Origin of the sequence: Enterovibrio sp. FF113, from assembly GCF_041439165.1 — a bacterium.
Taxonomy (GTDB): Bacteria; Pseudomonadota; Gammaproteobacteria; order Enterobacterales; family Vibrionaceae; genus Enterovibrio; species Enterovibrio norvegicus_A.
This window is the reverse complement of record NZ_JBGONO010000033.1, coordinates 1-16,845: the sequence shown is the minus strand read 5'-3', so window position 1 is coordinate 16,845 and position 16,845 is coordinate 1. Positions and strand designations below refer to the sequence as shown.

At 49.0% G+C, this 16,845-nt stretch carries 6 protein-coding genes; 3 read left to right on the top strand and 3 right to left on the bottom strand.

Features of this window, described 5'->3' with window-relative positions; translation table 11 throughout:
* Positions 1-8: 8 nt before the first annotated feature.
* From gltB (ACED36_RS20315) to gltB (ACED36_RS20305), 3 genes are all read right to left on the bottom strand, one after another.
* Positions 9-4,475 (bottom strand): glutamate synthase large subunit, encoded by a 4,467-nt coding sequence (gene gltB / locus ACED36_RS20315; RefSeq protein ID WP_016961737.1) that lies wholly within the window; start codon positions 4,473-4,475, stop codon positions 9-11.
* A gap of 396 nt (positions 4,476-4,871) precedes the next feature.
* Entirely contained in the window at positions 4,872-6,341 is a 1,470-nt protein-coding gene (locus tag ACED36_RS20310) for a glutamate synthase subunit beta (protein WP_016961735.1), read from the bottom strand.
* A complete protein-coding gene (gltB, locus tag ACED36_RS20305; RefSeq protein WP_016961734.1) occupies positions 6,334-10,881 on the bottom strand; it encodes a glutamate synthase large subunit in 4,548 nt (1,515 codons plus the stop codon). The genes ACED36_RS20310 and gltB (ACED36_RS20305) overlap by 8 nt, the downstream gene beginning before the upstream one ends.
* Before the next feature lie 587 nt (positions 10,882-11,468).
* Between gltB (ACED36_RS20305) and ACED36_RS20300 the strand changes: the two genes are divergently transcribed.
* The 3 genes from ACED36_RS20300 to arcB all read left to right on the top strand — a co-directional run bounded on the left by ACED36_RS20300 (position 11,469) and on the right by arcB (position 16,750).
* Positions 11,469-12,395: a TIGR01212 family radical SAM protein gene (locus ACED36_RS20300; protein ID WP_371733770.1), complete on the top strand. Its 927-nt coding sequence runs from the start codon at positions 11,469-11,471 to the stop codon at positions 12,393-12,395.
* Positions 12,396-12,530: 135 nt separating this feature from the next.
* Positions 12,531-14,279 (top strand): diguanylate cyclase domain-containing protein, encoded by a 1,749-nt coding sequence (locus tag ACED36_RS20295; protein WP_016961732.1) that lies wholly within the window; start codon positions 12,531-12,533, stop codon positions 14,277-14,279.
* A gap of 122 nt (positions 14,280-14,401) precedes the next feature.
* The gene (gene arcB, locus ACED36_RS20290) at positions 14,402-16,750 is read left to right on the top strand and encodes an aerobic respiration two-component sensor histidine kinase ArcB (RefSeq protein WP_016961730.1); all 2,349 of its coding nucleotides are present in this window, start codon (positions 14,402-14,404) and stop codon (positions 16,748-16,750) included.
* Positions 16,751-16,845 lie beyond the last annotated feature (95 nt).

The window sequence follows — 16,845 nt, the reverse complement described above, 5'->3', positions numbered from 1 at the left end:
ATCCTCCGTTATTGGGCCTGAACGCGCAGCTCAGCTGCACTTCGGCTTTGGTGACCGAGCAGAGAACGAACGTCTGCCGCTTTAGATTTCACCAGATAAAATTTACTGATCCATTGTTCAAAATCCGCAAGAATTTCCTGAGCACGAGGTGAGCCAGTGAGTTCCAGATGTTGATCAATCAGACCACGGAGGTGTTCTTGATGAATGGTTAATTTATCGAGAGACAAGGCCTCAACCAATTCAGGGTTAACGCGACCTGCGAAATCGCCAGTTTCATCTAACACATACGCAAAGCCGCCCGTCATGCCTGCACCGAAGTTCACGCCAGTGTGGCCGAGAATCGCGACGATACCGCCGGTCATGTATTCACACGCATTGTCGCCAGCACCTTCCACGACGGCGAGCGCCCCAGAATTACGCACCGCAAAACGTTCACCTGCGGTTCCCGCGGCAAACAATTTTCCGCCAGTGGCACCGTACAAACAGGTGTTACCAATGATGGTGGATAGATGCGATTTAAACGCGGATCCAATCGGCGGCTTAATGACGATCTTGCCGCCAGCCATGCCTTTACCCACGTAATCGTTCGCATCCCCGGTGAGTGTGATGTTCACACCGCCAGCGTTCCATACGCCAAGTGATTGTCCTGCGGTACCTTGCAGTTGAATGTTCAGTGGTGTTGCTGCCATGCCTTGGTTGCCATAGCGTTTGGCGATGGCTCCTGACAAAGTGGCACCCACTGAACGGTCCGTGTTTTTGACGTTCAGGTACGCGCTAGCAGGTCGGCGTCGTTCGATTGAATCCGCAAAGGTTTCAACCAATGTTTTGTTGAGGATGGCTTTATCAAACGGTGGGTTTGGTTCGCTCCAGTACACCGTTTTGCCTTTTACTGGCGTTGGGCTTTCCAAAATATGGCTCAAATCAAGCTTGAGCTGCTTGGCTGTAAAGCCTTCGACCACCTCAAGAAGATCGGTGCGACCGATAAGGTCAGTGAGTTTTTCAACCCCAAGTAGCGCCATCAATTCACGGACTTCTTCGCCAAGACCTTTGAAGAAGTTCATGACTTGTTCTGGCAGCCCTTTGAAGTATTCGCGGCGCAGAGTGTCATCTTGCGTCGCAACCCCTGTCGCGCAGTTATTAAGGTGACAAATACGAAGGTATTTACACCCTAAGGCGACCATAGGCGCAGTACCAAAACCAAAGCTTTCTGCACCCAAAATGGTACCCTTGATAATGTCTAATCCCGTTTTTAAACCGCCATCCACTTGCAAGCGTATTTTATGGCGAAGGCCATTCGCCACCAAGGCTTGTTGCGTTTCAGCAAGGCCGAGTTCCCAAGGACTACCCGCGTATTTTACCGATGTCAGTGGGCTTGCCCCTGTGCCACCGTCATAGCCGGAGATGGTGATCAAATCAGCGTAAGCTTTGGCGACACCCACTGCTATCGTGCCGACGCCGGGTTCGGAAACCAGTTTCACCGAAACCAATGCACTCGGGTTGACTTGTTTTAGATCGAAGATGAGCTGAGCCAAATCTTCGATTGAGTAAATGTCATGGTGTGGCGGTGGAGAAATCAGCGTCACGCCTTGCACTGAGTGGCGCAATTGCGCAATTTCTGCGGTGACTTTGTGTCCGGGGAGTTGTCCTCCTTCACCTGGCTTTGCGCCTTGCGCTACTTTGATTTGAAGCACATCGGCATTTGTTAGGTAATGCGGTGTGACGCCAAAACGGCCGGATGCAATTTGCTTGATCCGCGAGTTACGCTCCGTGTTAAAGCGTCGAGGATCTTCGCCACCTTCGCCAGAGTTTGAATTGCCGCCAAGGCGGTTCATGGCAATGGCAAGCGCTTCGTGTGCTTCAGGGCTTAGTGCGCCAATAGACATGGCTGCTGAGTCAAAGCGTTTAAACAGTTCGCTCGCTGGCTCTACGTCGTCAAGTGCTGTCGGCGTGTCAGCTGGTTTGATACGCATGAGATCGCGCAGTGATGACACTGGGCGATTATTGACGGTATCGGCATACGTTTTGTAATCGATGCTGTCGCCAGATTTAACCGCAGCTTGCAGGTTATTGACCACGTCTGGGTTGTAAGCATGGTATTCGCCGCCATGCATGTATTTCAGCAATCCACCATTATCAATGGGCTTGCGCTTTAACCATGCTTGGCGCGATAAATTGACTAAGTCTTGCTGGAAATCATCAAAGTCAGCGCCCTGAATTCGGCTCGCAACACCTTTGAAACACAGATTAACGATGTTGTCATTTAGACCAACGGCTTCGAAAAGCTGCGAGCAACGGTAGGAGGCGATGGTGGAAATGCCCATCTTCGACATGATTTTGAACAGGCCTTTTTGAATACCATTTCTGAAATTCAACAGGGCATCTGCCATGGTTTTGTCGATGATCTTATTCTCGATCATTTTACCAATCGATTCGTAAGCCAAGTACGGATAAACCGCCGTTGCGCCAAATCCGAGCAGTACCGCGAATTGGTGAGGGTCACGCGCCGATGCCGTTTCTATCACGATGTTGGCATCGCAACGCAGGTTTGCATTGACCAAACGTTGTTGCGCCGCGCCGACCGCCATTGCGGCTGGAATAGGCAGTTTGTTTTTTGCGATGCCACGGTCAGAGAGCACGACTAATACAGTACCGTCTTGTACGACACGTTCAACCTGATCGCACATCGCTACAATCGCTTGTTGGAGGTCTTTTTCTTCAGGATTGAAGTTAATGTCGATGATGCTGTTGCGGTAGTATTCATCGTCCAATTCAAGTAGCTGCACCATGTCAGAATAGAGCAGAACAGGGCTCTTAAACGCAACGCGATGTGCGTGGCCATCTGTCTCTGAGAACACATTCTTCTCACGGCCAATTGAGGTCGCGAGTGACATAACATGATTTTCACGCAGTGGGTCGATTGGCGGGTTGGTTACTTGGGCGAATTTTTGACGGAAGTAGTCTGCCACATTTCGCGATTTTGAAGACAACACAGCCATTGGTGTGTCATCGCCCATTGATCCTGTGGCTTCTTGGCCTATGTCACCTAAAACGCGCAATACTTGATCGAGTTCCTCGCCTGAAACGCCAAAGAGTTTTTGGTAGATATGTAACTCGTCGTCTTCCATGGCGCGTTGACCTGCTCGGTCAGCGGGATCCATGTCTTCAAATGGGGTTAAACGGCGAACGTTTTTATCTAGCCAAGCCTTGTAAGGATGGCGACTTTTGAGATCGTTATCGATGTCAGCGGAGTGCCAAACTTCACCTTCAAAAGTGTCGATAACAAGCAGCTCTCCAGGGCCAACACGGCCTTTTTCGGCCACTTCATCAGGCGCATAATCCCAAATGCCGACTTCTGATGCCAGGGTGATCAATTTATCTTTGGTCACCACATAGCGTGCCGGTCGAAGGCCATTTCTATCAAGGTTACAGGCGGCATAGCGCCCATCTGACATCACGATACCCGCTGGGCCATCCCACGGCTCCATGTGCATGGAGTTGAAATCATAAAAGGCACGCAGATCTTCTGGCATGTCGGGGTGGTTTTGCCAAGCAGGCGGCACGAGCATGCGCATCGCTCGGAACAGATCCATGCCGCCAGCAAGGAAGACTTCAAGCATGTTATCGAGGCTTGAGCTGTCAGACCCTGTTTCGTTTACAAAGGGTGCCGCTTCAGAAAGGTCGGGTAAAAGTGGCGACTTAAATTTGTAGGCACGTGCTCGAGCCCACTGTCTGTTGCCTTCAATGGTGTTGATCTCACCATTGTGCGCCAAATAGCGAAAGGGTTGAGCCAATGGCCATCGAGGCGTCGTGTTTGTTGAGAAACGCTGGTGGAACAAGCAGATAGAAGACTCTAAACGGAGATCCGCAAGATCAAGGTAGAACCTTGGTAGATCGGCTGGCATGCACAGGCCTTTGTAGACGATCGTACGGGTCGAAAGGCTTGTGATATAAAAATCATTGTCGTCTTGTATCGCTTTTTCAGCGCGGCGGCGGGCAATATACAAGCGACGTTCTAAATCGCGTGCGCGCCAGCCTGCAGGACCATTAATAAAGACTTGTTCTATGGTCGGCACTGAGGTGAGGGCAATTTCGCCCAGCACATCATGATTGGTCGGTACTTCACGCCAACCCACAATGGACAGGGTTTCTGCTTCAATTTCGCGGGCGAAAATCGCTTTTGCTCGTTGGGCTTTTTCCGGGTCTTTACTTAGAAATATCATCCCCACGCCATAGAGCTTACTGAGCGTCCAGTCGTTCTCTTCGGCAATGATGCGGAAAAAAGCATCGGGTTTTTGAAGCAATAATCCACAACCATCACCGGTTTTACCATCTGCATTGATGGCACCTCGGTGGGTCATTCGGTCTAGTGCGGATATGGCTGTGCGGACAAGTTTGTGGCTAGCTTCGCCCTCGGTATGGGCGATCAAACCAAAGCCACAGTTGTCTTTTTCCAGCATCGGATCATACAGCGACATTGCAATTCTCCCTTGCGACTGCTCCAAGCAGTGACTGCAGTTCTTTATGTCTTCCTGACATTGTTTATCGAATAACTGAGATGGATAGTAGTTGTTCCAACCCTGCACGTTATCGATTATTGATGATCAGGTCAAATTTCGTCACATGACATTAACTTCACCTATTAACAGGGATATATATCGAAAATGGCATTTGAAGTCAGTGTTTTATCGCGGTTTTTTTAAGTAAGTCGCAGAGATTGCTAGGAAGAAAGTCAATGGTTTTTGGTGTATTAGCAGTGAGTTTTATTTGCTGAAAGGCTGGATTAGTCTGAGGCTACTATCACTAAAAAATATCGGAAAGAAAAAAGCCAGCCGCAGGGGCTGGCAAAACTGGAAGATAACACTTACTTATAATTATGCAGAGAGCATCAAGGAGTCCGCTTTGGCTTCAAGATGCGTGTCTCCCATCAGATAAGTATCGACAGCACGGGCGCACTCTCGGCCTTCGTTGATACAACGTACGACTAGTGACTGACCGGTACGCATATCGCCTGCAGCAAAGACACCTTTTTGGCTAGTCTGGTAGCTGGTTGTCGCGACATTGCCACGATCATCGATAGCAACATCAAGCTGCGCCAGCACACCTTGTGGCTCTGGGTGCAAGAAACCCATAGCAAGGAATGCGTGGTCGCAAGGGATGACGCGCTCTGACCCTGCTATTTCTTCAAAGCCTGGGCGTTCACCTGGCGCTGCATCTTTCCAAACAATGTCAGAGATGCGCAGGGCTTTTACATTGCCCGCATCATCACCGATAAACTCTTTGGTCAAGATGTTCCAATGACGGTCACAACCTTCTTCATGAGAAGTCGATGTGCGCATGATCATTGGATATTGCGGCCAAGGCATATTCGCCGGGCGTTTTTCAGGCGGGATCGGCATGATCTCAACCTGTGTAATGCTTTTTGCACCGTGGCGATTTGATGTCCCCACACAGTCAGAACCGGTATCACCACCGCCAATGACGACAATGTGCTTGTCTTTGGCGTGAATTTCTTCGGTTTTCAAATCCATGCCGTTTGCACGGCGATTGTTTTGACCGAGAAATTCCATCGCGAAGTGAACACCTTTCAAATCGCGACCTGGAATAGGTAAATCGCGTGGCACGGTTGAGCCACCCGTTAGCAGTACAACATCGAAATCTTGACGAATTTGCTGTGCGTTAACAGTGACACCCACGTGCGCGTTAACCACAAATTCAACACCCGCTTCGGCCATTAGATTGATCTTGCGATCAATAATATCCATGCCCAGTTTGAAATCAGGGATACCGAAACGAAGTAGGCCACCGACTTTTTCATCGCGCTCAAACACAGTCACGTTGTGACCTGCACTGTTTAGCTGTTCTGCAGCAGACAGACCGGCAGGGCCTGAACCGATGATGGCGACTTTCTTGCCTGTGCGAGATGTTGGGATCTTCGGCTTGGCATAGCCGTCACGGTAGGCCGTTTCAACAATGGTCTTTTCAATGTTACAGATAGTAATCGGATCTTGGTTAATGCCCAACACACACGATGTTTCACAAGGCGCGGGACATACTCGACCAGTGAACTCTGGGAAGTTATTGGTTGAACTCAAGATGTTCCACGCTTCTTCCCAGCTGTCACGATATACCGCGTCATTAAACTCTGGAATGATGTTACCGATTGGGCAGCCGTTATGACAAAACGGGACACCACAATCCATACAGCGTGACGATTGCTCGTTAATTTTTTTGCCAAACTCTTCGTTCAGGACAAATTCCTTGTTGTCTTGAATACGAACAGCCGGATCTTTCTTGGCCGGTAATTCACGGCCAAATTCCATAAAACCTGTTGGCTTACCCATTTACAGCCTCCACTTCTTCCTTGTTTTCGGCTTCCGCTTTACGTTGTTCCAGTACCGCTTTGTAATCACGCGGCATGACTTTAACAACGCGCTTGAGGTTCTCTTCAACGTTAGACATGAAGGTCTCTGCGACTGAACTGCCTGTGAATGCTTGGTGTTTACCAATCAGTTCTTTCAGCAACTCAATGTCTTCAGCGTCAAGCGGATCCAAATCAACCAGCTCAGGATTGAGTTTGGACTCAAAGTTCTCAAACTGATCCCAGATATAAGCAACACCGCCACTCATGCCTGCGGCGAAGTTACGACCCGTTTGGCCTAGAACGACAGCCACACCACCTGTCATGTATTCACAACCATGGTCACCGATACCTTCGACAACGACTTTTGCACCGGAGTTACGTACGCAGAAACGTTCGCCCGCTACACCGCGAATGAATGACTCACCAGAGGTTGCACCGTAGAAACAGACGTTACCCACGATGATGTTGTCTTCTGCGATGATGTCACTTTTCGCGTCTGGGTACAGCACCAAGGTGCCGCCAGATAAGCCTTTACCCCAGTAGTCGTTCGCATCACCTTCCACTTCGAACGCCACACCTTTAGCAAGGAATGCACCGAAGCTTTGACCCGCCGAACCTTTGAACTTCACGTTCATTTGTTGTGGCAAGCCTTGGTCTTTGTAGATCTTCGAAATTTCGTTCGACAGCATGGTGCCGGCACTACGGTCTGTGTTGACGATAGCAAATTCTGTATCAACCTTACGGCCTTCATAAAGCGCGCTAGATGCGGCTTCAATCAGACGGCGGTCTAGAACGGCTTCCAAGCTGTGGTTTTGTTCGCGTTGGCAATACATGCCGTCGCCTTCACGTGGCTCTTCTTTGTGAAGAACAACATTGAGGTCGAGGTTTTTGTATTTCCAGTGGCCCACATCGCTGCGCACTTTCAGGTGCTGAGATTGGCCGACCATTTCGTTGATAGTGCGGTAGCCAAGCTCTGCCATCACTTCACGCAAGCCTTCGGCCATGTAAGTGAAGAAGGTAACGATATCTTCTACGCGGCCGTCAAAGCGCTCACGCAGGGTTTTGTCTTGGGTTGCGATACCAACAGGACAGGTGTTGAGGTGACACTTACGCATCATGATACAACCTTCAACAACCAGCGCTGCTGTCGCGACGCCCCATTCTTCAGCACCCAGCAAGGTTGCGACGGCAAGGTCACGAGGTGTTTTCATCTGGCCATCTGATTGCACGACGATACGGTTACGAAGACCATTCTTGAGCAGCGTTTGGTGCGTTTCCGCTAGACCCAGCTCCCAAGGCAGACCTGCGTGTTTGATCGACGACAGTGGCGATGCACCTGTACCGCCATCAAAACCTGCAATCAGCACGACATCGGCTTTTGCTTTCGCAACGCCTGATGCAATCGTACCGACACCGGCTTCTGATACTAACTTGACGTTAATACGTGCTTCGCGGTTGGCATTTTTCAGGTCGTAGATCAGCTGCGCCAAATCTTCGATGGAGTAAATATCATGGTGTGGTGGTGGCGAAATCAGACCAACCCCTGGGGTTGAGTGACGCGTACGACCAATCCAATCATCAACTTTATGACCTGGTAGCTGACCACCTTCGCCAGGCTTCGCGCCTTGTGCCATTTTGATTTGGATTTCAGCGGCGTTGGTCAGATAGTAAGAGGTCACACCGAAGCGGCCAGAAGCAACCTGTTTGATTGCCGAGCGCTCCCAATCGCCGTTTTCTTTCTTATCGAAACGGATTGGGTCTTCACCACCTTCACCGGAGTTCGATTTCGCACCGATGCGGTTCATAGCGACAGCAAGGGTTGAGTGCGCTTCGTGAGAGATAGAACCAAAGCTCATAGCACCTGTTGCAAAGCGCTTCAAGATGGTTTCAATCGACTCGACTTCTTCCAGAGGAATGCTTCCTGCAGGGTTTTTCACAAAGTCGAACTGGCTGCGCAGTGTCGCTGCATCATCACCTTGGCTATCAACTGCGTGGCAATACTCTTTAAATTGCTTGAGGTCTTTGTTGCGTGTTGAATTTTGAAGTAAGTGGATCGTTTCAGGGTTAAACAGGTGTTTTTCACCACGCTGTTTCCACTGGTAAACACCACCTACATCTAGCATTTGAACTGGAATTTCACGTGTTGGGTAACCGACACGGTGACGAACCAACACTTCTTTGGCAATGTCGTCAATGCTCAAGCCTTGGATGCGTGAAACGGTACCGGTGAAGTACTTATCAACCACGGCTTTGCTGATGCCTAGTGCTTCAAAAATCTGAGCGCCATGGTAGGACTGCAGGGTAGAAATACCCATCTTCGAGAAGATTTTCAGCAGGCCAGCATTGATAGATTTGCGGTAGTTCTCGAACAGCACATCTACATCAGCTTGAGGATCGAGCTTCTTGGTACGCTGCAAATCGACCAAAGTTTCGTAGACCAGGTACGGGTTAACAGCATTTGCACCGTAGCCAACAAGTGTGGCGAAGTGATGGGTTTCACGCGCGTCACCGGTTTCAATAACGATGTCGGCTTTTGCACGCAAGCCTTTGCGGATCAGATGGTGGTGAACAGCACCAACAGCCAGCATCGCTGGGATGGCGGCGTGGTTTGAGTTCACGGCACGGTCAGTCAGCAAAATGATTGAGTAACCGTCGTTAACGGCATCTTCAGCGTATTGGCAAATACGCTTCAGCGCGCGCTCAAGTTTGCCTGTTTCGCCGCTTGCACGGAAAACGATATCCAACGTTTTTGCTTGGAGGTGATCGTTATCAATGGCGCGCAGTTTTTCTAGTTCTGCATTGCTGAGTACTGGGGTTTCCAGTTCAACTTTACGGCAGTGTTCTGGTGTTTCAATCAGCAGGTTCTGATCTTGACCCAAGTAGGTTTTAAGCGACATCACCATACGTTCGCGGATCGGGTCGATCGGCGGGTTGGTCACCTGCGCAAATAGCTGCTTGAAGTAGTTAGACAGATGCTGAGATTGGTGCGACAGAACCGCTAGCGGCCAGTCAGCGCCCATTGCACCTAACGGCTCTTTCCCGTCTTTGGCCATAGGCAGCAGAATTTCATTTACTTCTTCTGATGTCACGCCGAAAGCTTGTTGATGATGTAGCAAGCGTTCAGGGGATGGCTGGTGGTTCTTGGTGCCTGCTTCTGGAAGCTTGTCCAGATGAAGCAAGTTCTTCTCAACCCACTCTTGGTATGGTTGAGCAGAAGCAATTTCATTTTTCACTTCTTCATCAGAGATGATGCGACCTTGTTCCAAATCAGCAACGAAGATGCGACCTGGTTGCAGACGGCCACGGAAGTGAATGTTTTCTGGTTCGATGTCTACCACACCTGATTCAGAGGCCATGATGAGGTAATCATCTTTTGTCACGGTATAGCGGCTAGGACGCAGGCCATTACGGTCAAGCGTTGCACCAACTTTAACGCCATCAGTGAAACATAGTGAGGCTGGGCCATCCCAAGGTTCCATGATGTTGGCGTGGAATTGATAGAAAGCACGGAGTTTCGGGTCCATGTCTTTCTTCTCTTGCCATGCTTCCGGCACCATCATCATCAGTACGTGCGGCATGCTGCGGCCAGAAAGTGTTAACAGTTCTAGTGCCATGTCGAAGTTAGCTGAGTCTGATGCGCCTTCTTGACAGATAGGCAGCAACATTTTGAGCTCTTGGTCACTGAACAGTTTTGATTCCAGCAGTGCTTCACGTGCTTTCATCCAGTTCAAGTTACCGCGAACGGTGTTGATTTCACCATTGTGAGCGATGTTACGGAAAGGCTGTGCCAGTCGCCATCTTGGGAAGGTGTTGGTTGAAAAGCGAGAGTGAACCAATGCCAGCGCCGTGACCATAGACGGGTTTTGTAAGTCTAAGAAGTACTGTGGCACTTGCTCTGTGGTCAACTGGCCTTTGTAAACCAGTGTCTTGGCAGAAAAAGAGTTAATGTAGAAATCGTCGCCAATGTTAGAGACGCTTTCCAAGCAAACGCGGACAGTATAGTTACGCAGTACAAATAGCTTGCGTTCGAGTGCGTCGAGAGAAAGGTGATCACCACCAGTAACAAATGCATGCTCGAAATGAGGCTCTGTGCTGAGCGGGTCTGCACCGATCATTGAATTATCGGTTGGCAGTTCGCGGTAACCGATAACTTCTAGATCAAGGCGTGCTGCGTTGCGCTCGAAGATTTCACGGCATTGTTGACGTTTGTTTTCATCCCTTGGGAACAACATAACACCAACACCGTATTTGTCAGCAGATGGCAATTGAACGCCAAGCTTACGGCTTTCTTCGAGTAAGAATTCGTGAGGTTTTTGTAAAAGAATACCTGCACCATCACCACTACATGGGTCACAGCCTTGACCGCCACGGTGTTCCATGCGGGCGAGCATATCAAGTGCTTGAGTGACAATCCCGTGGGATTTTCTGTTTTTCAAGTGGGCTACGAAGCCAATACCACAGGCATCGTGTTCCATTTCGGGCACATAGAGCCCCTCTGTGCGTAGCACTGAATCTGTCATTTTTACGTCCTTCCAGTTGACACAAATGCAGCGGGAGCATTTGTCTTCCCTTGCCGTACCTGTTGCGGGCACAGACTGAGCGGGTGCCAAGTTTGAACAGACAAAATGTGTCTATTCGCGGTACCCAAACCCGGTCACTGACTCAATAGTAGTAACCTTCTCCGTTCTGCAATCCTATGCAGTTATGCTGCGTTTCATTTGAATTGCCAAATAAGCCACTGGATTAGTGCCATATTTCGCGAATTATATTGCTCACAATTTAGACGCAGCTGTAGCTATCCTACATATGTCGAAATTTAATTACCATAAAAAGTTGCCAATCAATTGCTCTGCAATCGTCACCACAAGAGTAGATTTTCGAAAATAGTGAATAGAAAACCACTATAGGGCACCAGGAGTGAATATCGATATTTTTACTGAGAATTTGGCAAGTTTGATGTGTAAATGAAATGTAATTAACTTTCATTAGAGTGATGAAAGTTTGAGCCAATATTGATTTGATCGAGGTTTTGTCGGAACCATTGGTGATAACATCGCGCGCTTTTTTCCTCCCTCCTCATTTAACCCAATAACACAGGCGGTCGACGATGGAACTTCATCATTTGGTGAATACCTTTGGTCAGGATTTACAACGCAGGTATGGCGAAAAAGTTCATAAGCTCTCGCTTCATGGTGGATTTAGCTGTCCTAATCGTGATGGTACGATCGGTCGTGGAGGCTGTACTTTCTGTCATGTCGCGTCATTTGCAGACGAAACCGCCCAGCAACTTTCAGTGTCAGCGCAGCTTTCTCAGCGCGCTCTTGGCGTTGATCGTGCGAAACGTTACCTCGCGTACTTTCAGGCCTATACCAGCACTTACGCAGAAGTCGAAAAACTAAAAGCCATGTATGAAGAAGTATTGAAATATGCTGACATTGTTGGCCTCTGTGTAGGAACGCGACCAGATTGTGTGCCGGATGCAGTATTGGATCTTCTCGCTAGCTACAAAGATCAAGGGTATGAAATCTGGCTGGAACTGGGTTTGCAAACGGCGAATGATAAAACACTCCAGCGTATCAATCGTGGTCATGATTTTGCGTGTTATGACAAGATCACTCGTCGCGCTCGAGCATTGGGCTTGAATGTGTGTACGCATCTGATTGTTGGCCTGCCGGGCGACACGGCAAGCGATCACATTCGCACCATGGACCGCGTCATTGAAACGGGGACTGACGGGATAAAGCTTCATCCTTTGCACATTGTTGAAGGTAGCATCATGGCGAAGGCGTGGCGTGCTGGTCGCTTGCAGGCGATATCTTTGGACGATTATGCAGAGAGTGCGTCCGAGATGATCTTACGTACGCCCTCTAACGTGGTCTATCACCGTGTATCTGCAAGTGCGAGAAAGCCGACCTTGTTGGCGCCGGCGTGGTGTGAAAATCGCTGGCTGGCAATGACAGATATTGCGCGTGCATTGACAGTAAAAGGTGCGCAAGGCAGTCTGGTTGGAGATGCTTTTCACTTTGTGCGTTAATGCGACTAATGCTTAATTGTTCGCAAAATAGATAAGCCTTGTTCGTGTTCTTTCATATCCATGTGGCAAGATGAAGCGTGATGTTAATTCAAAAAAATGATGCTGCTTCAAGGATGATGGCCGAAGGATGGATGAATGAGTGAGTGGATGCCCATAGCGGTATTAATGCTATCGGTGATTTTTTTCCTGGGATCGTTCTGGGTTTCCCGTCGGCGTGTGGTGTCGGCAAAAACGTGGCAAGCCTATCTGGCCAACCTTCACTCTCCTAAAGCGATGGTGAGCGAGAGTGACGGCAGCATTCTCTATGCTAACCGCAGTTTTGTGCGCCTGTTCAATATCTCTCAGCACAATAATTCGTTTCATATTGACGGCGATCGCGAACGAAAGACTATCGACACCTTGCTGGCCAATCGGCGCTGGCCCCTACCTTTTATCGAAGTGACGCCTGATTTTCGTTCTGGGTTCGACAAGCATGCACGACGCAATGCGCGTTTTTCTGGCCTGCCAGTATGGTGCAATGGTCAGCGCGCTTGGATTGTTTCGTTGGAGCCTGAATCTGACTCGGTTTACAGCGAACCGTTTGTTGAAAATGATAGCCAAATTTTTCGCAGCGTGATTAATTCACTGGCTGAACTGGTGTGTTTTCAAGACCGCCAAGGCCGTATTGTCGGTTCCAATGTGGCGTTCGATCGCTTTTGGAAAGGTCGCGAAGAAGAAGGTGTGTTCTTTAGCGCACAAGAAGAAATTGAAGGTCGTCGTACCCAACAAAGCTGGACCACTAATCCGAATGGGGATAGCTGTTTACTTGAAACCAGTCAAACCGTGTTACGCGACGACAACCATGTTATCTATGGCACCTTGAGTATCAGTCATGATGTTACCAACTGGCACATGATGCGTCAGGTGATGGAGCAGGAGATAGAAGCCCGCCAGGAAGTTGAGCAGCAACTGAAAAAGCACAGCAATGTGCTGACATCTATCTTCAAAGCCAGTGTCGACCCGATTGGCATATATAACAAAGACTATGAATTTCTCGGGGGCAATGCCGCATTTGCTGAGGCCATGGGGGCCATGCATGACGATCTTGAAGGCGAACATGCTGCTGATTTGATGGATCCGGAGATTTTGGCTCAACACCAAAAAATTGATCACCCGGTATTGGACAACGGCGAAACCATTAAATACGAAGACTTGGTCATGAAGCGTGATGGCTCTCAGGTTTGGTATGAGCTGACGAAAACGCAGTTCAGTGACCCAACGGACGAGACGATTGGCGTATTGGTCATTGCTCGTGATGTCACCGCACGCAAAGCCACGCAGCAGGAATTGGCTGACGCCATCATGGAGCTCGAAGAGCTTAGCTTTGTAGATGGATTAACCAAAGTGGCTAACCGACGCAGCTTTGATGAGCAGCTAGTGAAGATGTGGCAATCACATATTCGTGAGCAGGAGCCGTTGTCTCTGATCCTGTGTGATATCGATTATTTCAAACCCTATAATGATAACTATGGTCACCAACAAGGTGACGAGGCATTGAGGCGCGTCGCTCAAGTCTTCCAGAACGTTATCCGTCGCCCTCTTGATGCCGTGGCTCGCTATGGTGGTGAAGAGTTTGCGATTTTGCTTCCTAGTACCACCGAGCAAGGAGCGCTTGTGGTAGCGGAAAATATCTCACATGAGCTAACACTGGCGGGTATGCCTCATGCATTTTCTGCAGTGTCAGAAGCGCTGACCTTGAGCCAAGGCGTGGCGACATTACGACCTCAGGCGGGGCAAGACTATGGTGATTTGGTTTCCATGGCTGATAGAGCTCTGTATCGCGCTAAAAACGCAGGACGTGACCAAATCGCTTCAGCGTCTCAGACGGTGAAAGAAACCGTTTAAATCTTCCCGCATAGCTCGGTGCATCGTTGTTATGCGCGTAACAAAATACCTCGCGCCTTTTCCTTTTTCTTCCTGACACTCAAGGCTATCATGGCTGCAACTCACGTTGATCAGGAAGTTCAATGAAGCAAATAAAACTCTTGGCGCAATATTATGTCGATTTGCTGGTAAAGCTCGGCATTGTTCGCTTCAGCATGTTGCTGGCACTCGCGCTGGTGGCGCTTGCCGTTATTGTTCAAGTTGGGATCACTCTTTTCCTCAATGGGACGGTGCATGATAGCGATATCGTCCGCTCGGTCTTTTTTGGTCTCCTTATTACACCTTGGGCGGTTTATTTTCTTTCTGTCGTGGTGGATCAGTTGGAGGAGTCGCGTCAGCGATTGACCAAGCTAGTATCCAAACTTGAAGAAATGCGCTCGCGTGATATGGAGCTTAACCGACAACTCACTGACAACATTACTCAGCTCAATCTTGAAATTGAAGAGCGAAAGCGTGCAGAAGAAGCACGCGAAGAGGCGATGGTAGATTTGGAGAATGAGGTTTATCAACGTGAGAAAGCACAGGTGGAGCTTGCCGAGCAGACGGCACTCTTGCGCTCTTTCATCGATGCCTCCCCTGACTTGATTTACTACCGTAACGAAAAAGGGAAATTCTCTGGCTGTAATAAAGCCATGGAAGAATTAACAGGCAAGACAGAAAGCGATTTGGTCGGGCTAACACCTTGGGACGTCTATAGCGAAGATGTGGCGAGCAAGGTCGTCGAAACCGATCAGCAAGTGTTCGATAACAGCGTATCACTCACTTATGAACAGTGGCTGGAATACAAAGATGGGCGCAAAGCCTATTTTGAGCTGCGTAAACTGCCGTTTTATGCACGTGATGGGCGTCGCTTGGGATTGGTTGGCTTTGGTCGAGAGATCACGGAACGCAAGCGCTACCAAGACGCGCTTGAGAAAGCGAGTCAGGACAAAACCGCGTTTATTTCTACCATTAGCCATGAACTGCGTACGCCATTAAATGGCATCGTTGGCCTAAGCCGTATGCTGCTTGATACTAAGCTCTCTGAAGAGCAACTCGGCTACTTGCGTACCATTCATGTCAGCGCGATCACTCTGGGCAATATCTTTAACGACATTATTGATTTGGATAAATCAGATCGTAGCCGACTCTCTCTGATGCCAGAGCCTGTCGACCTGCCTGATTTTGTCTCGGAAATTGATAACATCAGCGCCTTGATGGCTGAGCAAAAAGGGCTGAGATTCAGTCTTGATAGGCTCACCTCGTTACCTGCATCAGTAAAAGTGGATGCTACGCGATTACGCCAAATCTTATGGAATTTAGTCGGTAACGCGGTGAAGTTTACTAAGCAAGGGGCGGTGAATGTCACCGTTAGCTGCGATGTGGAAGATGACACGGCCTATTTGCAATTTGATATTGAAGATAGCGGGATAGGGATCCCTGAAGATGAAGTGTCGAAGATTTTTGCCATGTACTACCAAGTTCAGCAAGGCGAAGACAATTTGCATGCCGTGGGTACTGGCATCGGATTAGCCGTATCACGCAAGCTGGCACGTTTGATGGGCGGGGATATCACGGTAGATACTGAAGTAGGCGAGGGCAGTACATTTACTGTTTCTTTGGCTGTGCCCATTTGCGAAGCTGCAGTGAACACGGAAGTGGTGATCGCTGAGCAAAGTCCGCTACATATTCTTTTGGTCGAAGACATTGAACTTAATATCACCGTGGCAGTGAACCTGCTGGAAAGCTTGGGTCATACGGTGACGGTTGCTCGCACTGGTCACGAGGCATTAACCGCCTTCCCAACCGCCCACTTTGATCTTTTGCTATTGGATATTCAATTGCCTGACATGACGGGCTTTGATATTGCCAGACAGCTCAGAGACAGTGATGCAGTGCTTCCGCCACTGGTTGCCCTAACGGCCAATGTGATCAAAGACAAAACGGAATACATCCGTAAAGGCATGGACGACGCGATCAGTAAACCGATCAGTGTTGCTGCGGTAACGGGTGTTATTGAACGCTTGGCGTTGCAATGCTCAGTCGATCAAGAAGTGATGATTGAGACACGTCAGACAGTGTCAGGAAACGATCTGTTTGATACCTTGTTGGATATCGACATGTTGACTTCCTACGTTGACATAGTTGGCGCCGCGCCTGTTTACCAAAGCATTGAGATGTTTGAGCAGGTTATGCCGGACTACCTTAAGATCCTTGATAGCAACATGATGGCGAAAGATCAGGACGGTATCGCCAGTGAAGCGCATAAAATCAAGGGGGCTGCTGGTTCCATTGGGTTGAAGCACATTCAGAAAGTGGCACAGAAAGCGCAATCGCCTGAACTGCCTGCATGGTGGGAGAATATCACTGATTGGGTTGATGAAATCAAAGAAGGCTACAGTCATGATCTCAACGTGCTCAGGCAATGGTTGGATAATTACCAAGCCAAATAATTAAGGCAAGGGACTGAAATAAAATAAAAAGGCCTGCAATTGAACTGACCCCCAATAGTTGGACGACCAATTATTGGGGGTCTTTTTATGTCCAA